This is a genomic window from Pseudomonas sp. GD03858 (genome assembly GCF_029840925.1).
Classification (GTDB): domain Bacteria; phylum Pseudomonadota; class Gammaproteobacteria; order Pseudomonadales; family Pseudomonadaceae; genus Aquipseudomonas.
On the sequence record NZ_JAOCDM010000004.1, the window covers coordinates 17,793 to 39,053 of the forward strand.

General features: G+C 62.4%; 25 protein-coding genes and 1 tRNA gene. 8 read left to right on the forward strand and 18 right to left on the reverse strand.

Annotated elements, in window-relative coordinates; translation table 11 throughout:
• Positions 1-2: 2 nt before the first annotated feature.
• The 11 genes from ndk to trmJ all read right to left on the reverse strand — a co-directional run bounded on the left by ndk (position 3) and on the right by trmJ (position 7,772).
• The gene (gene ndk / locus N5D48_RS02130) at positions 3-428 is read right to left on the reverse strand and encodes a nucleoside-diphosphate kinase (protein ID WP_011532343.1); all 426 of its coding nucleotides are present in this window, start codon (positions 426-428) and stop codon (positions 3-5) included.
• An 89-nt stretch (positions 429-517) separates the two neighbouring features.
• Complete coding sequence (iscX, locus tag N5D48_RS02135) at positions 518-718, reverse strand: Fe-S cluster assembly protein IscX (protein WP_011532342.1); 201 nt, start codon at positions 716-718, stop codon at positions 518-520.
• Positions 719-728: 10 nt separating this feature from the next.
• Positions 729-1,070: an ISC system 2Fe-2S type ferredoxin gene (fdx, locus tag N5D48_RS02140; protein WP_264310212.1), complete on the reverse strand. Its 342-nt coding sequence runs from the start codon at positions 1,068-1,070 to the stop codon at positions 729-731.
• A gap of 3 nt (positions 1,071-1,073) precedes the next feature.
• Positions 1,074-2,936, reverse strand: coding sequence for a Fe-S protein assembly chaperone HscA (gene hscA, locus N5D48_RS02145; protein WP_279880581.1), 1,863 nt, complete (start codon positions 2,934-2,936; stop codon positions 1,074-1,076).
• Positions 2,937-2,979: 43 nt separating this feature from the next.
• Positions 2,980-3,501 (reverse strand): co-chaperone HscB, encoded by a 522-nt coding sequence (gene hscB, locus N5D48_RS02150; RefSeq protein ID WP_279880583.1) that lies wholly within the window; start codon positions 3,499-3,501, stop codon positions 2,980-2,982.
• An 8-nt stretch (positions 3,502-3,509) separates the two neighbouring features.
• Positions 3,510-3,833 carry an iron-sulfur cluster assembly protein IscA gene (iscA, locus tag N5D48_RS02155; RefSeq protein WP_023630636.1) on the reverse strand — a complete coding sequence of 108 codons (324 nt, stop codon included), beginning with the start codon at positions 3,831-3,833 and terminating at the stop codon, positions 3,510-3,512.
• 28 nt (positions 3,834-3,861) lie between these two features.
• Positions 3,862-4,248, reverse strand: coding sequence for a Fe-S cluster assembly scaffold IscU (gene iscU, locus N5D48_RS02160; RefSeq protein WP_011532337.1), 387 nt, complete (start codon positions 4,246-4,248; stop codon positions 3,862-3,864).
• A 46-nt stretch (positions 4,249-4,294) separates the two neighbouring features.
• On the reverse strand, positions 4,295-5,509 hold the full coding sequence (locus N5D48_RS02165; RefSeq protein WP_279806986.1) for an IscS subfamily cysteine desulfurase: 1,215 nt from the start codon (positions 5,507-5,509) through the stop codon (positions 4,295-4,297).
• 41 nt (positions 5,510-5,550) lie between these two features.
• Complete coding sequence (iscR, locus tag N5D48_RS02170) at positions 5,551-6,042, reverse strand: Fe-S cluster assembly transcriptional regulator IscR (protein ID WP_008092572.1); 492 nt, start codon at positions 6,040-6,042, stop codon at positions 5,551-5,553.
• Between the two features lie 168 nt (positions 6,043-6,210).
• On the reverse strand, positions 6,211-6,999 hold the full coding sequence (gene cysE, locus N5D48_RS02175) for a serine O-acetyltransferase (RefSeq protein ID WP_279880586.1): 789 nt from the start codon (positions 6,997-6,999) through the stop codon (positions 6,211-6,213).
• 2 nt (positions 7,000-7,001) lie between these two features.
• The gene (gene trmJ, locus N5D48_RS02180) at positions 7,002-7,772 is read right to left on the reverse strand and encodes a tRNA (cytosine(32)/uridine(32)-2'-O)-methyltransferase TrmJ (RefSeq protein WP_279880589.1); all 771 of its coding nucleotides are present in this window, start codon (positions 7,770-7,772) and stop codon (positions 7,002-7,004) included.
• A 152-nt stretch (positions 7,773-7,924) separates the two neighbouring features.
• Between trmJ and suhB the strand changes: the two genes are divergently transcribed.
• Positions 7,925-8,743: an inositol-phosphate phosphatase gene (gene suhB, locus N5D48_RS02185; protein WP_279880591.1), complete on the forward strand. Its 819-nt coding sequence runs from the start codon at positions 7,925-7,927 to the stop codon at positions 8,741-8,743.
• A gap of 194 nt (positions 8,744-8,937) precedes the next feature.
• Here suhB and N5D48_RS02190 read toward each other — a convergent pair whose 3' ends face one another.
• From N5D48_RS02190 to queA, 6 genes are all read right to left on the reverse strand, one after another.
• A complete protein-coding gene (locus N5D48_RS02190; RefSeq protein ID WP_279880593.1) occupies positions 8,938-9,486 on the reverse strand; it encodes a glycine zipper 2TM domain-containing protein in 549 nt (182 codons plus the stop codon).
• 120 nt (positions 9,487-9,606) lie between these two features.
• Positions 9,607-10,515 (reverse strand): protein translocase subunit SecF, encoded by a 909-nt coding sequence (gene secF, locus N5D48_RS02195; RefSeq protein ID WP_279880596.1) that lies wholly within the window; start codon positions 10,513-10,515, stop codon positions 9,607-9,609.
• Positions 10,516-10,525: 10 nt separating this feature from the next.
• Positions 10,526-12,388, reverse strand: coding sequence for a protein translocase subunit SecD (gene secD / locus N5D48_RS02200; protein WP_279880597.1), 1,863 nt, complete (start codon positions 12,386-12,388; stop codon positions 10,526-10,528).
• Between the two features lie 64 nt (positions 12,389-12,452).
• The gene (gene yajC, locus N5D48_RS02205; protein ID WP_279880600.1) at positions 12,453-12,788 is read right to left on the reverse strand and encodes a preprotein translocase subunit YajC; all 336 of its coding nucleotides are present in this window, start codon (positions 12,786-12,788) and stop codon (positions 12,453-12,455) included.
• Positions 12,789-12,831: 43 nt separating this feature from the next.
• Positions 12,832-13,947, reverse strand: a complete 1,116-nt coding sequence (gene tgt / locus N5D48_RS02210; RefSeq protein ID WP_023629281.1) for a tRNA guanosine(34) transglycosylase Tgt — start codon at positions 13,945-13,947, stop codon at positions 12,832-12,834.
• A 14-nt stretch (positions 13,948-13,961) separates the two neighbouring features.
• A complete protein-coding gene (gene queA / locus N5D48_RS02215; protein WP_279880603.1) occupies positions 13,962-15,011 on the reverse strand; it encodes a tRNA preQ1(34) S-adenosylmethionine ribosyltransferase-isomerase QueA in 1,050 nt (349 codons plus the stop codon).
• 109 nt (positions 15,012-15,120) lie between these two features.
• On the opposite strand from queA, the gene N5D48_RS02220 reads away from it, so the two are divergent.
• The 6 genes from N5D48_RS02220 to N5D48_RS02245 all read left to right on the forward strand — a co-directional run bounded on the left by N5D48_RS02220 (position 15,121) and on the right by N5D48_RS02245 (position 19,832).
• A tRNA-Leu gene (locus N5D48_RS02220) sits at positions 15,121-15,205 on the forward strand.
• 191 nt (positions 15,206-15,396) lie between these two features.
• Complete coding sequence (locus tag N5D48_RS02225; protein WP_028689578.1) at positions 15,397-16,155, forward strand: hypothetical protein; 759 nt, start codon at positions 15,397-15,399, stop codon at positions 16,153-16,155.
• 314 nt (positions 16,156-16,469) lie between these two features.
• Positions 16,470-17,531 carry a hypothetical protein gene (locus N5D48_RS02230; protein WP_279880607.1) on the forward strand — a complete coding sequence of 354 codons (1,062 nt, stop codon included), beginning with the start codon at positions 16,470-16,472 and terminating at the stop codon, positions 17,529-17,531.
• 293 nt (positions 17,532-17,824) lie between these two features.
• Positions 17,825-18,379, forward strand: coding sequence for a hypothetical protein (locus N5D48_RS02235; RefSeq protein ID WP_279880609.1), 555 nt, complete (start codon positions 17,825-17,827; stop codon positions 18,377-18,379).
• Complete coding sequence (locus tag N5D48_RS02240; RefSeq protein ID WP_279880612.1) at positions 18,366-19,268, forward strand: nucleotidyl transferase AbiEii/AbiGii toxin family protein; 903 nt, start codon at positions 18,366-18,368, stop codon at positions 19,266-19,268. Before N5D48_RS02235 ends, N5D48_RS02240 begins: the two co-directional genes overlap by 14 nt.
• A gap of 84 nt (positions 19,269-19,352) precedes the next feature.
• The gene (locus N5D48_RS02245) at positions 19,353-19,832 is read left to right on the forward strand and encodes a GNAT family N-acetyltransferase (protein ID WP_279880614.1); all 480 of its coding nucleotides are present in this window, start codon (positions 19,353-19,355) and stop codon (positions 19,830-19,832) included.
• 147 nt (positions 19,833-19,979) lie between these two features.
• Here N5D48_RS02245 and N5D48_RS02250 read toward each other — a convergent pair whose 3' ends face one another.
• The gene (locus tag N5D48_RS02250; protein ID WP_157763504.1) at positions 19,980-20,141 is read right to left on the reverse strand and encodes a hypothetical protein; all 162 of its coding nucleotides are present in this window, start codon (positions 20,139-20,141) and stop codon (positions 19,980-19,982) included.
• 189 nt (positions 20,142-20,330) lie between these two features.
• Between N5D48_RS02250 and N5D48_RS02255 the strand changes: the two genes are divergently transcribed.
• Positions 20,331-21,227 carry a bestrophin family ion channel gene (locus N5D48_RS02255; protein ID WP_279880618.1) on the forward strand — a complete coding sequence of 299 codons (897 nt, stop codon included), beginning with the start codon at positions 20,331-20,333 and terminating at the stop codon, positions 21,225-21,227.
• Positions 21,228-21,261 lie beyond the last annotated feature (34 nt).

Consider the following 21,261-nt stretch of genomic DNA (forward strand, 5'->3'; position numbering starts at 1 on the left):
GCTTAGCGAGTGGTTACCTCGGTAGCAGCGAAGAAGTAAGCGATTTCGCGAGCAGCGGCAGCTTCGGAGTCCGAACCGTGAACGGCGTTGGCGTCGATCGACTCGGCGAAGTCAGCGCGGATGGTGCCTGGAGCAGCTTCTTTAGGGTTGGTGGCGCCCATCAGCTCACGGTTCAGAGCGATGGCGTTTTCGCCTTCCAGAACCTGAACGACGACAGGGCCCGAAGTCATGAAGGCAACCAGGTCGCCGAAGAAGCCACGAGCGCTGTGCTCGGCGTAGAAGCCTTCGGCTTCGGCCTTGGACAGCTGCTTGATTTTCGAGGCAACGATTTTCAGGCCAGCTTCTTCGAAGCGAGTGGTGATCTTGCCGATGACGTTCTTGGCGACGGCGTCAGGCTTGATGATGGAGAAAGTACGTTGAACAGCCATGGAAAACTCCAGAATATTGAGTGTTGCGAAAAATTAAACCCGCGAATTATACGCGGGTTCCAGGGGATTGCCTAACCTGCAGCGTGCGCTCAGTCGGCTTCTTCGATCCAGGCCGCCTGGATGGCCTCGAGCACCTTCTCCCCGCCGCGCGACGGATCGTCGCTGAAGTCGGGCAGTGCCAGCACCCAGCGGTGCAGATCGACGAAATTCACGTAACGAGGATCGACCTCGGGCTTGCTTTCCGCAAGCTGGATGGCGATCTCAAGTACATCAATCCATTTCAGGCTCATGGGTGATCCCTCAGTGCGGCGCTTCGGCGGCGTGGTTGAGCGAATACTTGGGGATCTCGATGGTCAGGTCTTCGTCGCCCACCACCACCTGGCAACCCAGGCGCGACTGCGCCTCCAGGCCCCAGGCCTTGTCCAGCATGTCCTCTTCGAGCTCGTCCGCTTCTTCAAGCGAGTCGAAACCCTTGCGGACGATGCAGTGACAGGTCGTGCAGGCCTTGACGCCGCCGCAGGCACTTTCCATCTCGATGTGATGGTCGTGGGCCAGCTCCAGGATGTTGGTCCCGGTCGGCACTTCCACGGTCAGCCCCTCGGGGCAGAACTTCTCATGCGGCAGGAATGTCACCAGCGGCATCGGTTACTCCTCGATCTCATTCAGGTTGCGCCCGGCCAGTGCGGCTTTGACCGTCGAATCAAGGCGACGGGCGGCAAATGCGTCGGTCACCTGCGACAGACGCTTGGTCTGTTGCTCGATGGCGGCGCCATCGGTGCCGGTCAGCAAATCACGTAGTTCTTGCATCTGGAATTCGATCGCTTCGCGCTCGTCGCTGCTGAGCAGGCGCTCGCCATCGGCGTCCAGGGCGCCCTGCACCGCCTCGAGCAGGCGCTCGCCATCGACCTGGTGCTCGCGCAGCTGGCGCGCGTGCTTGTCGGAGCCAGCGTGCTCGAACGAGTCCTTGAGCATGCGGGCGATCTCGCCGTCGGTCAGACCGTAGGACGGCTTGACCTGGATGCTCGATTCCACGCCCGAGCCCAGTTCGCGGGCCGCGACGCTGAGCAGGCCATCGGCGTCGACCTGGAAGGTCACGCGGATCTTCGCCGCGCCCGCGACCATGGCCGGGATGCCGCGCAGCTCGAAGCGCGCCAGGGAGCGGCAGTCGCTGATCAGCTCGCGCTCGCCCTGCAGCACGTGGATCATCATGGCCGACTGGCCATCCTTGTAGGTGGTGAACTCCTGGGCGCGGGCCACCGGAATGGTGGTGTTGCGCGGGATCACCTTCTCCATCAGCCCGCCCATGGTCTCAAGACCGAGCGACAGCGGGATGACGTCGAGCAGCAGCAGTTCGCCGCCTTCGCGACGGTTGCCGGCAAGGGTGTCGGCCTGGATGGCGGCACCGATGGCCACTACCTGGTCCGGGTCGATCGAGGTCAGCGGAGTACGGCCGAACAGCGCGCCGACCGCCTCGCGCACGCGCGGCACGCGGGTCGAACCGCCGACCATCACCACCGCGCCGACCTCTTCCAGCTCGATGCCGCTGTCGCGCACGGCGCGGCGACAGGCCTTGAGGCTGCGGGCAACCAGGGGCTCGATCATCGCCTCGAAGGCGGCGCGGCTCAGTTCGCCCTGCCAGGCGCCGTGGCTGACGCCGACCACATCGGCGTCGGTCAGGGCTTCCTTGGCGGCGCAGGCGGCCTGCAGCAGCTGGCGCTGGGTGGCCGGATCGAGGTCGGAGGACAGCCCCGCCTGCTCGATGATCCAGCCGGCGATGGCGTGGTCGAAGTCGTCGCCGCCCAACGCGGTGTCACCACCGGTGGCCAGCACCTCGAAGACGCCGCCGGTCAGGCGCAGGATGGAAATATCGAAGGTACCGCCGCCCAGGTCGTAGATCGCCACCAGGCCTTCGGCGTTCTGGTCCAGGCCATAGGCCACGGCGGCCGCGGTCGGCTCGTTGAGCAGGCGCAGCACGTTGAGGCCGGCCAGACGCGCGGCGTCCTTGGTGGCCTGGCGCTGGGCATCGTCGAAATAGGCCGGCACGGTGATTACCGCACCGACCAGCTCGCCACCGAGGGTTTCCTCGGCGCGCTGACGCAGCACCTTGAGGATATCGGCCGACACCTCCACCGGGCTCTTTGGCCCTTGGATGGTGTCGATGAACGGCATGTGCGACTCACCGCCGACAAAGCGGTACGGCAGTTGCTCACCCAGTTGCTTGACGTCCGCCAGGCCACGCCCCATCAGGCGCTTGACCGACAGGATGGTGTTCAGCGGGTCATTGGAGGCGGCGTCGCGGGCGGCCTGGCCGACTTCGTTGCGGCCTTCCAGGTAGCGCACCGCCGACGGCAGGATCAGCTTGCCCTGGGCATCGGGCAGCGGTTCACTGCGCCCGCTGCGCACGGCGGCGACGAGAGAATTGGTGGTGCCCAGGTCGATGCCCACCGCCAGGCGGCGCTGGTGCGGCTGGGGGCTCTGACCGGGTTCGGCGATCTGCAGTAGGGCCATGCTTATCTGAGTACCTTAGGCGTCATCACGGGCAACGCCGGGGTTAATCGTCGAGGCGCTCTTCGAGTTGGCGCACTTCTTGGGCGAGCTTGTCGAGGAACTGCATGCGGCGCATCAGGCGCTCGGCCTGCTCACGCTGCGCGGCAACATCCCAGCAGGCGGCGAAATCCTCGTTCAGCGTGTCCTGGGCGACCTTGAGGCGCTTCTTGAACACGGCGACGCCGTCGAGGTCGGCTTCGTCCTGCAACTCTTCGAGCTCTTCGCGCCACTGCATCTGCTGCAGCAGGAAGTCCGGGTCGTGCACGGTGACTTCCTGCGGCACCTCGTGGCCACTGATGGCCAGCAGGTAGCGGGCGCGACGCGGCGCGCTGCGCAAGGTCTGGTAGGCGTCGTTGAGCGCCGCCGACCTTTCCAGGGCGACGCGCTGTTCACGCTCGGAGGCATCGGCGAAACGGTCCGGATGCACCTCGCGGGCCAGCTCGCGGTAGCGAGTGGCCAGCTTGTCGAGGTCCAGGCGGAAACCGGGCTGCAGGTCAAACAGGGCGAAATGACAAGGAGTACCCACGGCCAGCCTCAAACGTTGAAGCTTTCGCCGCAGCCACACTCACCGCGCACGTTGGGGTTGTTGAACTTGAAGCCTTCGTTCAACCCTTCCTTGACGAAGTCCAGCTCGGTGCCATCGAGGTACACCAGGCTCTTCGGGTCGATAATGACCTTCACGCCGTGGTTCTCGAACACCTGGTCTTCGGCAGCCAGCTCGTCGACGAACTCCAGCACGTAGGCCAGGCCCGAGCAGCCGGTGGTGCGCACGCCCAGGCGAATGCCCTCACCCTTGCCGCGCCCGTCGAGGGAGCGGCGAATGTGGTTGGCGGCGGCTTCTGTCATGCTGATAGCCATCGGAACTCCTTACCTTGCGTCAGGCGACTCAGATCAAGCCTTTCTTCTGCTTGTAATCGCGAACAGCGGCCTTGATGGCATCTTCGGCGAGCACGGAGCAGTGGATCTTGACCGGCGGCAGCGCCAGCTCTTCAGCCAGCTGGGTGTTCTTGATGGTCTCGGCCTCGTCCAGGGTCTTGCCCTTCATCCACTCGGTGGCGAGGGAGCTGGAGGCGATGGCCGAACCGCAGCCGTAGGTCTTGAACTTGGCGTCTTCGATCACGCCCTGCTCGTTGACCTTGATCTGCAGACGCATCACGTCGCCGCAGGCCGGGGCGCCGACCATGCCGGTGCCGACATCCGGATCGTCGGCGTTCATCTTGCCGACGTTGCGCGGGTTTTCGTAGTGGTCGATGACCTTTTCACTGTATGCCATGGTGCAATTCCTTCCTCATCAGGGAGCCGCTCTTGCCGGCGACTGCTTAGTGGGCGGCCCACTCGATCTTGGAGATGTCGACGCCGTCTTTGTACATATCCCACAGCGGCGACAGTTCACGCAGCTTGTTGACGGCCTCGCAGACTTTCTGCGCGGCGTAGTCGACTTCTTCTTCGGTGGTGAAGCGGCCGAAGGAGAAGCGGATCGAGCTGTGCGCCAGCTCGTCGTTGCGGCCCAGGGCGCGCAGGACGTAGGACGGCTCGAGCGAAGCGGAGGTGCAGGCCGAACCGGACGAAACGGCGATGTCCTTCAGGGACATCAGCAGCGACTCTCCTTCGACGTAGTTGAAGCTCAGGTTCAGGTTGTGCGGCACGCGGGCAGTCTGGCTGCCGTTGACGTACAGCTCTTCCAGGCCCGAGACCTGCTTGAAGAAGCGGTCGCTCAGGGCCTTGATGCGGGTGTTCTCGGCAGCCATTTCCTGCTTGGCGATGGCGAAGGCCTCGCCCATGCCGACGATCTGGTGGGTCGGCAGGGTGCCCGAACGCATGCCGCGCTCATGGCCACCACCGTGGATGATGGCTTCCAGGCGCACGCGCGGCTTGCGGCTGACGTACAGCGCGCCGATGCCTTTGGGGCCGTAGACCTTGTGCGCCGAGAACGACATCAGGTCGACCTTGAGCTTTTGCACATCGATCTCGACCTTGCCGGCCGACTGGGCGGCATCGACGTGGAACAGCACGCCACGCGAGCGGGTCAGCTCACCGATGGCGGCGATATCGTTGATCGAGCCGACTTCGTTGTTCACGTGCATCAGCGAAACGAGGATGGTGTCGTCGCGCAGCACAGCCTCGACCATGGCCGGGGTGACGATGCCGTCTTCGCCGGGCTCGAGATAGGTAACTTCGAAACCTTCACGCTCCAGCTGGCGAGCGGTGTCCAGGACCGCCTTGTGCTCGATCTTGGAGGTGATGATGTGCTTGCCCTTGGTCTGATAGAAGTGCGCCACGCCCTTCAACGCCAGGTTGTCGGACTCGGTGGCACCGCTGGTCCAGACGATCTCGCGTGGGTCGGCGTTGATCAGCTCGGCGACCTGACGGCGGCCATTCTCGACTGCCTCTTCGGCCTTCCAGCCAAACACGTGGGAACGCGAGGCCGGGTTACCGAAGTTCCCGTCGACCAGCAGGCATTCGGCCATCTTCTGGGCTACACGGGGATCGACCGGGGTGGTCGCGGAGTAATCGAGGTAGATCGGCAACTTCATTGAGTATCTCCTATCAGGCGTTGGCGTCGCTCATCGCTGCTTCAGTCGACGGCGGACGTCTCAATCTTGTCCAGCTGGGCGGTTCGGCCCGCGACACGGCGCAGGTCCTGACGTTGGGCGACTTCCTGCACCTCTCGGCGCATGACGAGGTCGGCCAGGCTGATGCCGCTGAGAAATTCATGGATCTGCTGGCTCAGGTCGCACCACAGGTGGTGAGTCAGGCAGGTATCACCGGCATGGCAATCCCCCAGGCCCTGGCAACGGGTGGCATCGACCGACTCGTTGACCGCGTCGATGACCTGGGCCACCTGGATGGTTTCCATGCCGCGCGACAGCTGGTAGCCGCCGCCTGGGCCGCGAACGCTGGAAACCAGGCTGCTGCGGCGCAGCTTGGCGAACAGCTGTTCCAGATAAGAGAGGGAAATGCCCTGGCGCTCGGAAATATCGGCCAAAGACACCGGCCCATGCTGCGCGTGCAACGCCAGGTCAAGCATGGCGGTCACGGCGTATCGGCCTTTGGTAGTCAGTCGCATGGCGTATGGGTACCACGGGAGTTACAGGATGTGTGCGAGTATGCGATTCCCGAGCGTTTAAGTCAACTATTAGACCTAGTGCTTTAGTCGGGTATGCATGTGGGAGGCGGGCGCGAGTGTAGCAGACAAGGGGCGCAAGCACACGCCCCTTGCATCGACCCGACGCAATCAATGCGACCGAGTGTCGCCCTGCCGCTCTTCTGCGCACGCCTCGGCAAAGTCATCGGCGGGCAATGCCGGCAGCTCCTTGGCACAGTAATCACTGCCCATCCGTGTCAGCGCGCCACACATGCCTTCCAGGCGCTCGTCGACAGCCTGCAGATGGTCGAGCATCTGGCCGATGGCGCGAGCCACCGGGTCGGGCATGTCACCGCTGACACCGTAGGCGTCGAAGCCGATTTTCTCGGCCATGGCCTTGCGCTTGACCTCGACGGCGTCGTCCTCGGCCTTGACGATGATCCGTCCAGGGATGCCGACGGCCGTGGCACCGGCCGGCACCGCCTTGGTCACCACGGCATTGGAGCCGATCTTGGCCCCCGCACCGACGGTGAACGGCCCCAGCACCTTGGCGCCTGCACCGACCACCACCCCGTCCTCCAGGGTCGGGTGACGCTTGCCCTTGTTCCAGCTGGTGCCGCCAAGGGTCACACCCTGATAGAGGGTGACGTCGTCGCCGATCTCGGCGGTTTCGCCAATGACGATACCCATGCCATGGTCGATGAAGAAACGCCGGCCGATGGTGGCGCCAGGGTGAATCTCGATACCGGTCATCCAGCGACCGAAGTTGGACACCAGGCGCGCCAGCCACTTGAAGTCGCGCACCCACAAGGCATGCCCGAGACGATGCAGCCAGATGGCGTGCATGCCCGGGTAGCAGGTCAGTACTTCAAAGGTGTTGCGCGCCGCCGGGTCACGATGGAAAACGCTCTGGATATCTTCACGCAGACGCTCGAACATCTTCAGTCCTTCCGTTTATGCGGCTCGCCCCGTACGACTTTCTGGGTCTCGGTGAGGATGCCGCGCAAAATGCTCATTTCCGAACGATTGACCGCGCTGCGCCCATAGAGCCGGCGCAGGCGCGGCATCAGGTGCTTGGGCTTTTCCGGGTCGAGGAAGCCGATGTCCACCAGGGTCTTTTCCAGGTGTTCATAGAACAGCTCCATTTCGTCCATGGTCGCCAGCTCGTTGCTGCGCAGCGAGTTGGCATCGAACTTCTCGACTTTCGAGGGCGCGCCCTCGGCTGCCAGCCAGGCCATGCGCACCTCATAGGAGAGCACCTGGACCGCGGCGGCGAGGTTCAGCGAGCTGAAGTCGGGGTTCGAGGGAATGTGCACGTGGAAGTGACATCGCTGCAGTTCTTCGTTGGTCAGCCCGGCGTGCTCGCGCCCGAACACCAGGGCGATTTCTTCGCCGCCCCCGGCGTGCTCCACGGCCTTGGCCCCGCACTCGCGCGGGTCGATCAGCGGCCAGGGGATGCTGCGCTCACGGGCACTGGTACCCATGACCAGGCTGCAGCCGACCAGCGCGTCCTCGAGGCTGTCGACCACCTGGGCATTGGCCAGGATGTCGTCGGCGCCCGAGGCACGCGCGGTGGCATCGCCGGATGGGAACTCTTTCGGCTGCACCAGCACCAGGCGCGACAGGCCCATGTTTTTCATGGCACGCGCAGCGCCGCCGATATTGCCGGGGTGGCTGGTATTGACCAGAACAACACGAATATTCTGCAACAAGGTGTTGAGCTCACGGAGTAGGGATAAAGGGGCAAACGATCTTACAGAAGCGACGGGCGTAACGCCACGAATGCGCATCTGACCCTTCTGCCGTCGTGGATTTCTGATAGACTATGCGGCTTTCCTCTTTAACATCCCCAGGTGAAACGCCCATGCAGCCTATGCTGAATATCGCCCTGCGCGCCGCTCGCAGCGCCAGTGAACTGATTTTCCGCTCCATCGAACGCCTGGATAGCATCAAAGTCGACGAAAAGCAGGCCAAGGACTACGTCTCCGAGGTCGACCGCGCCGCCGAGAAGGTCATCGTCGATGCTCTGCGCAAGGCCTACCCGAACCACTCGATCCAAGGTGAAGAAACCGGCCTGCACGCCGGCACCGGCGAAGAAGGCAAGGACTACCTGTGGATCATCGATCCGCTGGACGGCACCACCAACTTCCTGCGTGGCGTTCCTCACTTTGCGATCAGCATCGCCTGCAAATACCGTGGCCGCCTCGAGCACGCCGTGATCGTCGACCCGGTTCGCCAGGAAGAATTCACCGCCAGCCGTGGCCGTGGCGCCCAGCTCAACGGCCGCCGCATCCGCGTCAGCTCGCGCACCAGCCTGGAAGGCGCCCTGCTGGGCACCGGCTTCCCGTTCCGCGACAACCAGATGGCCGACCTGGACAACTACCTGGGCATGTTCCGCGCCCTGACTGGCCAGACCGCCGGCATCCGCCGCGCCGGCTCCGCCAGCCTGGACCTGGCCTACGTGGCCGCTGGCCGCTTCGATGCCTTCTGGGAGTCGGGCCTGTCCGAATGGGACATGGCCGCGGGCGTGCTGCTGATTCAGGAAGCAGGCGGCCTGGTGAGCGACTTCAACGGTGGCCACGACCACCTCGAGAAGGGTCATATCGTCGCCGGCAACATCAAGTGCTTCAAGGCCGTGCTGACCGCCATCCAGCCGCACCTGCCAGAGCACATGAAGCGCTAAGCGCTGCAGGCACAAAAAAAGCACCTCTCGGGGTGCTTTTTTGTGCCTGCAATCCAGCCCTGTAGGAGCGGCCTTGTGTCGCGAAAGGGCTGCAAAGCAGCCCCGGGGATTTCAGATAGAGCGAAGATCCTGGGGCGCTTCGCACCCCTATCGCGACACAAGGCCGCTCCTACAGAAAGCAGCCCGTGCCGAGATCACTGCCCCGGCTGGTTCTGCCCCAGGATCAGCTTGCCATTCTTGTCCAGCGGAATGGTCGAGCCCGGCTCGTGATCCATCTTCACCTTGCCCACCTGGTCACCGATCGAATAGGTGACGTTGTAGCCCACCACCTTGTCGCTGATGTCGTTGACCGTGTTGCAGCGGGTCTGCGTGGTCGTGTAGGTGTCACGCTCCTGCATGTACTCCTGGGCCTTGTTGCCCGCGTAGCCACCACCCACCGCACCGGCGACCGTGGCGATCTTCTTGCCCGTGCCGCCACCGACCTGGTTGCCCAGCAGGCCACCGGCAATGGCGCCCACCACCGTGCCGGCGATCTGGTGCTGGTCCTTGACCGGCGCCTGGCGCGTGACGGTGACATCCTTGCAGACCTCGCGCGGCGTCTTCACCTGCTGCTTGATCGGCTGCACGTCGGTGACCTGGGCGTACTCAGGCCCCTTGTTCACCAAGCTGTAGGTCGCCACAGCACCTCCGGCAGTCACACCGACAGCACCCAGAACCGCACCCACCAGCATTGATTTGTTCACGTGAACCTCCTGATCGTACCCGCGGGCTCCGGCCCGCCTTCTCCCTGCCTTGGAGCAAAAAAAAAGGCGCGAGTTCAACACTCGCGCCTCTCTTTACGCCAAATGGCGTAGGACGATTCCTTAAGGACGGTCGTCCACACCCTCGGTCTTGACCGGTGGAATCAGGTCTTCGCTGCTCAGGTTCAGCCAGATCAGCACCACGTTGGCGATGTAGATCGACGAGTAGGTACCGGCCATGACACCGATGAACAGTGCCAGGGAGAAGCCGAACAGGTTGTCGCCGCCGAAGAACAGCAGCGCGGCGATGGCCAGCAAGGTCGACACCGAGGTGGCGACGGTACGCAACAGGGTCTGGGTGGTCGAGATGTTGATGTTCTCGATCAGCGAAGCCTTGCGCATTACCCGGAAGTTCTCGCGCACCCGGTCGAACACCACGATGGTGTCGTTGAGCGAGTAGCCGATGATCGCCAGCACCGCCGCCAGCACCGTCAGGTCGAAGGTGATCTGGAAGAACGACAGGATGCCCAGGGTGACCACCACGTCGTGGATCAGCGAGACGATGGCGCCGACCGCGAACTTCCACTGGAAGCGGAAGGCCAGGTAGATGAGGATGCCGCCCAGAGCCAGGAGCATGCCGAGGCCGCCCTGGTCACGCAGCTCTTCACCCACCTGCGGGCCGACGAACTCGACACGCTTGACCGTGGCCGGGTTGTCGCCGCCGATCTTCTGCAGCGCCTCGGCCACGCGGTTACCCAGCTGCGGGTCATCGCCCGGCATGCGCACCAGCAGGTCGGTGGTGGCGCCGAAGCTCTGCACCACGGCATCGTGGAAACCGGAGCCGACCAGCTCGGTACGTACCTTCTCCAGGTCCGCAGGACGCTCGTAGGTCAGCTCGATCAGCGTACCGCCGGTGAAGTCCAGACCGAAGTTCAGGCCCTTGTGCCACCAGCTGAACAGCGCCAACACGGTGAGGAGCACGGTAATGGCGAACGCGACATTGCGCACGCCCATGAAGTTGATGGTTTTCATCGCAGCTCCCTCAAACCCACAGCTTCTTGATGTCACGCCCGCCGCAGGTCAGGTTGACCAGTGCGCGGGTCACCATGACGGCGGTGAACATCGAGGTGAAAATCCCGAGGGACATGGTGACCGCGAAGCCCTTGACCGGGCCGGTCCCCATGGCGAACAGGATACCGCCGACCAACAGGGTGGTCAGGTTGGCATCGACGATCGCCGAGTAGGCGCGGTTGAAGCCTTCGTGGATCGCGCGCTGCACCGACATGCCAGCGGCGATCTCTTCACGGATACGCGAGAAGATCAGCACGTTGGCGTCCACCGCCATGCCCATGGTCAGCACGATACCGGCGATGCCCGGCAGGGTCAGGGTGGCGCCCAGCAACGACATCAGCGCCAGCAGCAGGACCATGTTGCCCGCCAGGGCGATGGTCGCCAGCACGCCGAAGGCGCGGTAGATGGCGATGATGAACAGCGAGACGAACAGCATGCCCCACAGGGATGCGTCGATACCCTTGGTGATGTTGTCGGCACCCAGGCTCGGGCCAATGGTGCGCTCTTCGGCGAAGTACATCGGCGCGGCCAGGCCACCGGCACGCAGCAGCAGCGCCAGCTCGGAGGACTCGCCCTGGCCGTTCAGGCCGGTGATGCGGAACTGGCTGCCCAGCGGCGACTGGATGGTCGCCAGGCTGATGATCTTCTTCTCTTCCTGGAAGGTCTGGACCGCGACCTCCTTCTCGACGCCACCGACCATCTGCTTCTGATAGCGGGTGACCGGCTTCTGCTCGATGAAGATCACCGCCATGCTGCGCCCGACGTTGGTGCGGGTGGCACGGCTCATCAGCTCGCCGCCATGGCCATCCAGGCGGATGTTCACCTGCGGGCGACCATGCTCGTCGAAGCTGGCCTGGGCGTCGGTAACCTGGTCACCGGTGATGATCAGCCCGCGCTCGACCGCGGCGGAGCGGCCGCCTTCGCGGAACTCGAACACCTCGGTGGTGGCCTTGGACGCGCCCGGCTCGGCACCGAAGCGGAACTCCAGGTTGGCGGTCTTGCCGAGGATACGCTTGGCTTCGGCGGTGTCCTGCACGCCCGGCAGCTCGACCACGATGCGGTTGGCGCCCTGGCGCTGCACCAGCGGTTCGGCCACGCCCAGCTCGTTCACACGGTTGCGAACGGTGGTCAGGTTCTGCTTGATGGAGTATTCACGGATTTCGGCAACCTTGGCCTGGGTCAGCGCCAGGCGCAGCACGGCGAGCTCGTTGCGCTCGGTGGTGGTCAGGTCGAAATCGTTGAAATTCTTGCGGATCAGGCTGCGTGCCTGCTCGCGGGTAGCATCGTCGGCGAAGCCCAGCATGATGCCGCCGTCCTGCTGAGGCAGGCTGCGGTAGCGGACGCGCTCTTTGCGCAGCAAGGTCTTGACCTCGCCTTCGTAGACTTTCATGCGAGCGGTCATGGCCTTGTCCATGTCCACTTCCAGCAGGAAGTGCACGCCACCGGACAGGTCCAGGCCCAGCTTCATCGGGCTGGCACCCAGGTTGCGCAGCCACTGCGGGGTGGTCTGGGCCAGGTTCAGGGCTACGACGTAGTCATCGCCCAGGGTCTTGCGCGCCACATCCTTGGCCGGCAGCTGAGCTTCCTGGTTGGTCAGGCGCACCAGCGCACTGCCCTTCTCGCCCAGGCTGCTGCCTTTGACCGCGATCCCGGCATCGGTCAGCGCCTTGGTCACGCGATCGAGGTCGGCCTGGCTGACATGCAGGGCGGAACTGGCGCCGCTGATCTGCACCGCCGGATCATCCGGGTAGAGGTTGGGTGCGGAATAAATGAAGCCGACCGCCAGTACCACCACGATCAGCAGGTATTTCCACAGAGGGTATTTGTTCAGCATCACGCCGCCCGTTCAAGACGCGGGGCGCTTTGCGCGCCCCGACTGGAAAAATGAAACCGGTAACTCAGATAGCCTTGAGCGTACCTTTTGGCAGGGTCGCGGCAATGGCGCCCTTCTGGAACTTCAGCTCGACGTTGTCCGACACTTCCAGGACCACGAAGTCGTCGGCGACCTTGACGATCTTGCCGGCGATGCCGCCAGTGGTGACCACTTCGTCACCTTTTTGCAGGTTGCTCAGCAGGTTCTTCTGCTCTTTGGCACGCTTGGCCTGCGGGCGCCAGATCATCAGGTAGAAGATGACCAGGAAACCGACCAGGAAGATCCACTCGAAGCCGGTACCGGCTGGGCCGGCGGCTGGGGCTGCTGCGTCCGCGTAGGCGGCGGGAATCAAGAAGCTCATTGGGCACTCCTAATGAATGTTTTCTAATAATGGATGCGGACAGTCAGTCCAAGGGCGGCACAGGCAGCCCGCGCTTGGCGTAGAAGGCGTCGACAAAGGCGGCCAATTTACCCTGTTGAATAGCCTCGCGTAAACCGGCCATCAAGCGCTGGTAATGGCGCAAGTTGTGGATGGTATTGAGCATGCTGCTCAACATTTCGCCGCACTTGTCCAAGTGGTGCAGATAAGCGCGGGAGAAGTTGGTGCAGGTATAGCAATCGCAGGTCGGATCCAGCGGCGATTCATCATGGCGATGGAATGCGTTACGGATCTTGATCACCCCGGTATCGACGAACAGATGGCCGTTGCGCGCATTGCGCGTCGGCATCACGCAGTCGAACATGTCGACGCCGCGGCGCACACCCTCTACAAGATCTTCCGGCTTGCCTACCCCCATAAGGTAACGAGGTTTGTCAGCCGGCATCTGCGCGGGCAGGTAGTCCAGCACCTTGATCATCTCGTGCTTGGGCTCGCCCACCGACAGACCGCCGATGGCCAGGCCATCGAAGTCGATGTTGACCAGCGCTTCCAGCGAGCGCATGCGCAGGTCCTGGTACATGCCGCCCTGGACGATGCCGAACAGTGCCGCGGTGTTGTCACCATGGGCGTTCTTCGAGCGCTGGGCCCAGCGCAGCGACAGCTCCATGGAGGTGCGCGCCACGTCGTGCTCGGCCGGGTACGGCGTGCACTCGTCGAAGATCATCACGATGTCCGAGCCCAGGTCGCGCTGGACCTGCATGGACTCTTCCGGGCCCATGAACACTTTCGAACCATCCACTGGCGATGCGAAAGTCACACCTTCCTCCTTGATCTTGCGCATGGCGCCCAGGCTGAACACCTGGAAACCACCGGAATCAGTGAGGATAGGGCCTTTCCATTGCATGAAGTCGTGCAGGCCGTTGTGTTTTTTGATGACCTCGGTGCCCGGGCGCAGCCACAGGTGGAAGGTATTGCCGAGGATGATCTCGGCGCCGATGGCCTCGATGTCGCGCGGCAGCATGCCCTTGACCGTGCCGTAGGTGCCCACCGGCATGAAGGCCGGGGTCTCGACGGTGCCACGGGGGAAGGTCAGCCGGCCGCGACGGGCCTTGCCGTCGGTGGCCAGCAGTTCGAACGACATTCGACAGGTGCGACTCATGCTTGATCCTCTGGGCCGCGTGGCGCCGGATTGCGGGTGATGAACATGGCATCACCGTAACTGAAGAAGCGGTAACCGTTCGCCACCGCCGCCGCGTAGGCAGCCATGGTCTCGGGGTAACCGGCGAAGGCCGAGACCAGCATCAGCAGCGTGGACTCCGGCAGGTGGAAGTTGGTGACCAGGGCATCGACCACATGGAATGGCCGGCCCGGGAAGATGAAGATATCGGTATCGCCGCTGAACGCCTTGAGCTCGCCATCGCGGGCGGCGCTTTCCAGCGAACGCACGCTGGTGGTGCCCACGGCGATCACCCGGCCACCACGGGCCCGACAGGCCTGGACGGCATCGACCACGTCCTGGCTCACTTCGAGCCATTCCTTGTGCATGGTGTGGTCTTCGATCTTGTCGACCCGCACCGGCTGGAAGGTGCCCGCGCCGACGTGCAGGGTAACGAAGGCCCGCTCGACGCCCTTGGCGGCGATCTTCGCCAGCAGCTCCTCGTCGAAGTGCAGGCCGGCGGTCGGCGCCGCCACGGCACCGGCGCGCTCGGCGTAGACGGTCTGGTAGCGCTCGCGGTCGGCGCCCTCGTCCGGGCGGTCGATGTACGGCGGCAGCGGCATATGGCCGACGCGCTCCAGCAGCGGCAGCACCTCTTCGCTGAAGCGCAGCTCGAACAGCGTGTCGTGGCGAGCGACCATCTCGGCCTCGCCGCCGCCGTCGATGAGGATCTGCGCGCCCTCTTTCGGCGCCTTGCTGGCGCGCACATGGGCCAGCACGCGGTGGCTGTCGAGCACGCGCTCGACCAGCACTTCCAGCTTGCCGCCGGAGGCTTTCTGGCCGAACAGCCGCGCCGGGATCACCCGCGTGTTGTTGAACACCATCAGGTCGCCCGGGCGCAGATAGTCGAGCAGATCGGTGAACTGCTTGTGGGCCAGTTCGCCACTGGGGCCGTCGAGCACCAGCAGGCGGCTGCCATGGCGCTCGGCCAACGGATGGCGGGCGATCAGGGAATCGGGGAGTTCGAAGGAAAAATCGGCGACGCGCATGATGATGTTCGGGTTCGACAGGGCCGGGAAGTTTAGCCCAATGCGTGAAAATTGACCATGAAAGCCGATTGACCGACCAGAGGCACCTCTCTATACTGCGGCGCCACAAGCCCTGATGGCGGAATTGGTAGACGCGGCGGATTCAAAATCCGTTTTCGAAAGGAGTGGGAGTTCGAGTCTCCCTCGGGGCACCAAGATCCAGAAAAAACCGACCTTATGGTCGGTTTTTTTGTGCCTGCAAATTGGTGCATCCGTCGACGTGCCCGATCCCTCGTCTTTTCATGCCCTCCCTCGGTCATGCGCTTTACCAAACCCGTTTCAGATGCCGATAATGTCAGTTTGCAATCAGCCTAGCGCTTTATCCCAGCCTCGAAACGGAGTTCGCATGATTCAGGCAGAACAGACCTTGCCTTCCACACGTAGCAGCCGAATCACATCTCTCGTGGCCAAGGTAATGACAGGGATAGGTGTACTGCTCGGCGGCATGTGGGCTGTCATCACTTACCTGGTGCCTGATCCCAGCGTGTTTGGCTTTGGCTTCATCAACTGGCGCAATATCGTGCTGCTGGTGAGTACCTTCACGCTGCTTGGCAGCCTGTCGATCTGCTGGCAGATGCGCAACCTGCCCAAAGTACTGCACGGCACGCTGCTGACCTTCCTGATCGCCGCGGTCTCGTTCATTTTCTTCATTCTGGGTACGGAGTATGCGAAGCCTTCCTTCGAGTTCGCCAAGGTGCAATCGACCGTGGTCGAAAACGAAGGCAACAACCTGCTTGGCAAGCGCCTTGAGGTGGTGGATGACGTCAGGTTCGAACTGATCGGTTGCGAGAACATTGGCCGCTTCCCCAACTGCACCTTCGAGCTGACCAACCAGGGCATGGACCGTGATTTCCGCTTCGATAACGCTTCCCGCCTGTTCGACGAAGCAGGCGCCCCGTTGCGTGTCGGCGAAATGCGCGTGGGCCAGCAACGCAACAATCCATGGGGTGAGTTCCAGCTGATTCGTACTGTGCCCACCCGTGTCACGTTGGTTTTCCAGGAAGCTGATCGCAAGATCGAGCGCTCGCCATCCATCAAGCTCATCTTCCGTACTCGCATGAATGAAGAGCAGGCACTCAAGTTCAATGAAGTTTCGCTGAAGTGAACCAGGCGGCTGATAGCCGTGCGAGTGATGCGATATACCTGTAGGTAACGGCTCTCTCGGACATCAGGACTCGCAAAGAACCGACCTTATGGTCGGTTTTTTTGCGCCTGCAACTGGCAGCTGCCCTTCCCTCGGCTCTCGCCATTGCCTCGCACCTGGCAAAAATGCCAGTTACCCTCGGCTCTAGACCATGGGTATGTTGACCGTGAAGGACGCAATCAGGCGCCAACTGCCAGGGAATCAAGCGCATGTGCACACGGAACGTATCCATCCTGTTGGCAGGCGTGTTGTGCTGCCTGTCCACGACCAACGTCATGGCCGTCACCGCCGAGTCGGTACAACACTTTATCGCCCCCTGCTTCAGCCCCGTACAGAAAGTCAATTGCGAGGTGTCCGGGGTTGTGCGCAGCAGTGCCGGGTTGATCCTCGTGAATGACAAGCGCATGCCCACCCCCACTGGCTCCGCAGTGTTCACGATGCAGCTCAAGGACGACCAGGCCATCGGCCCTCCTACCTACCTGGAAAACCAGGCCTTGAGCCAGGCCGACAAATACGAAGCCCTGACCACCACCCTGGACGGCAAGTTCGTCATCGCCAGTACTGCATTCAACAAGGAAGGCACCCGCGATAACCCCGGGCTCGATGTGCTCAATACCCTGGTGTACTGGCCTGTAAGCGCGCCGGACCAGGCCAAGGTCCTGTCGCCCTCGACGCGAGGCGGTATCACCAGCTCGCGCGAACTGCGGGAAAAGATCTTCAAGGCGATCGACTTGCACAAACAGCAGGAAGGAGGCGCCCATTCGCCCGCCGCGTCTTATTTTCAGATCGAAGCACTGACAACCGCCCCCGACGGCACCTTGTTGATCGGCATCCGCAAGTACGGGCAGGACAGCAAGAGGGCCACTTTCTCCTTCCTGCTGCTCTCGGTTTCGTTGAAACAGCACGATGGAGAACTGATGCTGGGCGATGCGTTCAAGGTCATCCTGGACCTCACACCCGACAAGCTTGCGCGCGAATTGGGACTGCCCGACGGCTCGCTTGCGGAGCTCGGACTGTCAGGCATCGAGTTCGACCGTTACAACAATGACCGTTTCTTTGCCGTCACCAGCTTCGAAAAAGGTGATGTCCTCGGTGGTTACCTGTGGATGCTACCTCTGGAAAAAGGCGCTGCAGGACAGCCACAACCCGTCAGAGGCAAGGATGGAGCACCGATAAAGTTCGCCAACAAGCCGGAAGGTGTCGAAGTGCTTGATCAGCACCGAGTATTGGTCGTACACGATGATGATCGAGTCAAGGTGAAGGACGCCGAAAACGGCAGCGTGCGCGAGGACTACGAGTTTACCTACAGTGTCATCAACCTCGCGCCGACGCAGTAGGTCTTGTATGGCAGGGCGCCAAGAGGCATGAAGCCTTGCTCACAGTAGCGACGCAGCTACCCAGATGAGCATTTCTGAGCGGCCTATTCAACAGCTCAGAAAACCTTCGCCGCCAGCAGCATCCTTGCGGGTTTACATGCTTGGCATCAGCCCGCACGTCCGCACACTTTCCTCAACCCCTTCCAACACGCCTAACCACACAGAAAATCACACATAGTGCAACTTACTGCATAGCCTCAGCTGCCGTTCTACACTAAGTTACACAAACCGTGACTTTCTGTTGAATCATTCCCATGCCTGCACAGCCGCTCCAGCGCCTCTATCGAGGCCTGCATCACCTCGCCACGCCCCAGCGCTATCTGTTCACGCCAGCGGATATGCGCGCCCTGGTGCCCGGCTTGTCCGACGGTGCCTATCGCTCGCTGCTGAGCAGAGCGTCCAACGACAGCATCCTGATCAGGGTGTGCAGGGGGCTTTACCTCTTCACTCCCGCCAAACCCAACCCTGGGCTCGTGCTCTATCACGCTGCGGCCCGCCTGCGAGCTGACAACCTCAACTACATCAGCCTCGAGTGCGCCCTCAGCGATATCGGAGTGATCTCTCAGGTACCACAGAACTGGCTGACTATCATGTCGTCAGGACGAAGCCAGACCATAAGCTGCGCAGCTTTCGGCACGGTCGAGTTCGTCCATACCACCCGTACCGCTCTCGAACTCAACGGCCAACTCGACTACGACGACCGCTGCCGCCTATGGCGCGCCAAAGCCTCGCTGGCCTTGGCCGACATGAAACGGACCAGACGCAATCTGGAGCTGATCGACTGGAAAACGGCCAATGAACTTGTTTGATCGACTTGTCCAGCACGCCCTGGGCAACACACCTGAGCTCGCGCCACTGCAAGTGGTGGTAGAAAAGGAGCTGCTGCATCACGACATCCTGCGGATACTCAGCGAGTCCGGCTTGCTGCAGAGGCTCTGCTTTATCGGCGGCACTTGCCTGCGAACCTGCTACGGTTCCAGGCGCCTGAGTGAAGATCTCGACTTCACCGGTGGCGCGGATTTCAAACGGGAAGACTTTTCGGCACTGAAGGAAAGCCTGATCGCAAGGCTGAGTGAAAAGTACGGATTGCAGGTCGATGTGAGCGAGCCGCTGCACACGCCTGGCAATGTGGACACCTGGAAGCTGTGCGTGCAGACACGCCCCGAGGCTCGTAACCTGCCCGCGCAGAGAATCCACATCGATATCTGCGCAGTCCCGTCCTATCAATACAAACCCATGACCTTGCTGAACCCCTACGGGGTCGATATGGGAACCGAAGGATTGATCGTCAACACGCAGAGTCTCGAAGAGATCTTCATCGACAAGCTGCTGGCTTTCGCCCTGCGCCGAGGACGCATCAAGAATCGTGACCTCTGGGACTTGGCCTGGCTCAAACAGCGCGCCGTGATACCGGCTTTCGCACTGGTCAGGCGCAAACTTGGGGACCACGCGGTTACTGCCGACTGGCTATTGCTGCAAGGTACGGAGCGAGTCGCCTGTTTGCAGCAGGCACAGAGGCAGCGTGACTTCCAGGCGGAGATGCGTCGCTTTCTTCCCTTGCACGTGGTGTCGCAGACTATCGAAAACCCAGCATTCTGGAGCTATGTGGTGGAGACCGTCGAGCAGTTGTTCGGTGAGCTTTGTTTGTCCCTGGAGGACGCGGTTGCTGGCGCGGGCGATCACAGGTTCCTGATGTAAGGTAATGACTTGCCGGCCCAGCACTAACACCACCCTTCCGACCACACTGGGTTGGTCACCTATCCACACAGCGGAACATCATCCATGCCACTGAGCCATCGCCCCGTCCGCCCTGCCGACATCGCCACGCTCTGCAACTTGCCTCAAGGCCCGGACGAACTGTTCTATATGTTCCCCAAAGCCACCTACCCGCTCACTCCCGAGCAACTGAGTGAAGCCATCGCCCAGCGCAGCGGCTCTACGGTGATCGAAATTGACGGGGCGGTCGCTGGCTTCGCCAATTTCTACAAGGCCGAACACGGCGGTATATGCGCACTGGGTAATGTGGTTGTAGCCCCAACTGCGCGGGGTCAGGGCGTGGCGCGCTACCTTGTACAACGCATGATCGCCCTGGCTCGCGAGGAGTTCGCGGCGCGAGAGGTCTGGGTGTCGTGTTTCAATCACAACACCGCAGGGCTGCTGCTTTATCCACAGCTGGGTTTTGTTCCGTTCGGGATTGAGGAGCGGCAAGCGCCGGATGGGTCCCGGGTAGCGCTGGTGCAGATGAAGCAGGTGTTGGGCTGAGGTTGAGGTGATTTACGGGTGTGCAGTGTGGCCTGGATTGGGGCTACGTGGCAGCCCATCGCGGGGCAAGCCCGCTCCCACGCTGGCGATCTGCTCACCGTGCGACAGCGCAGGACAAAGCGCTGGGTGACAGGGGATCTGGCTGGACTAGCCTTCTGTATTGCGCAAGCGCGCAGCCTGGACATGGGACTGTGCTCGAATGATTTCATCAGCGTCACCTTCGGCCGCTACCTGTAACAGGTATTCCTGAATCGCTGCCTCGGAATCCAGTAGATCCGCAATCTTGAATGGCGTCAGTTCACTGGCCATGCACGACTACCTCGCAATGTGAATGGTGACGAGCCTAAACCATAGCCCTGAGGGAAGCTTTACCGCTTGCTGTAGGCCTCTTCTTTAACCCTATCCAGAATAACCACGTAACACCCTGCGACGAATCCCACCGAACCTTGCCCCTCCCGCGACGTCGGAACCTGCATCCCCGCATCGAGGTTCCCCCACGTGAAAGCCCTCCTCGCCCGCAAATACCGCCTGGTGGTCAAGACCTTCGGCTACATCGGCTGGTCGCTGTTCTGGCTGCTGATCTGGGACGTGCTGGTCACCATCGACTTCATGCTGTTCTTCAACAGCAAGTTCAGCCTGCCGCTGATCCCCCTCACCCTGCTGGGCTCGGCGCTGGTGGTGCTGGTGAGCTTTCGCAACAGCAGCGCCTACAACCGCTGGTGGGAGGCGCGCACGCTGTGGGGCGCGCTGGTGAACGGTTCGCGCAGCTTCGCGCGGCAGGTGCTGACGCTGGTCGATGACCCGGCTGACGGGCCGAACCCAGTGAAAGCGACTTTGCTGCGCCGGCACATCGCCTATGTCAATTGCCTGGCGGCGCACCTAAAAGGCGAGAAATGCCCCGATGAGCTGATGGCCTTCATTCCGCCCGGGGAGTTCGAGCGCCGCAACCGTTCGAACAACTTCGCCAACGACATTCTCGGCGGCTCGGCCGCGTTGCTGGCGCGGGAATACCAGGCAGGGCGCCTGGACAGCATTCGCCTGGCACGGCTGGAGTCGACGCTGGTGGACCTGTCCAACGCCCAGGGCGGCATGGAGCGCATCGCCAATACGCCGCTGCCCTACCCTTACGTGTACTTTCCACGGCTGTTCATCACGCTGTTCTGCCTGATCGTGCCGGTGGGGCTGGTGGAGTCGCTGGGCTGGTTCACGCCGCTGGCATCGACGGTGGTGGGGTTCATGCTGCTGGCGATCGAGCGCATCGGTACCGACCTGCAGAGCCCGTTTCGCTTCAGCGAGCATCAGATTCCGATGGACACCATCTGCGAGACCATCGAGCGCAACCTGGAGTCCATGCAGCGCGAGGCGCAGTGTGGGGAATTGACGCAGGCCACGTGATGCACCGTGGGAGCGGGCTTGCCCCGCGATCGTG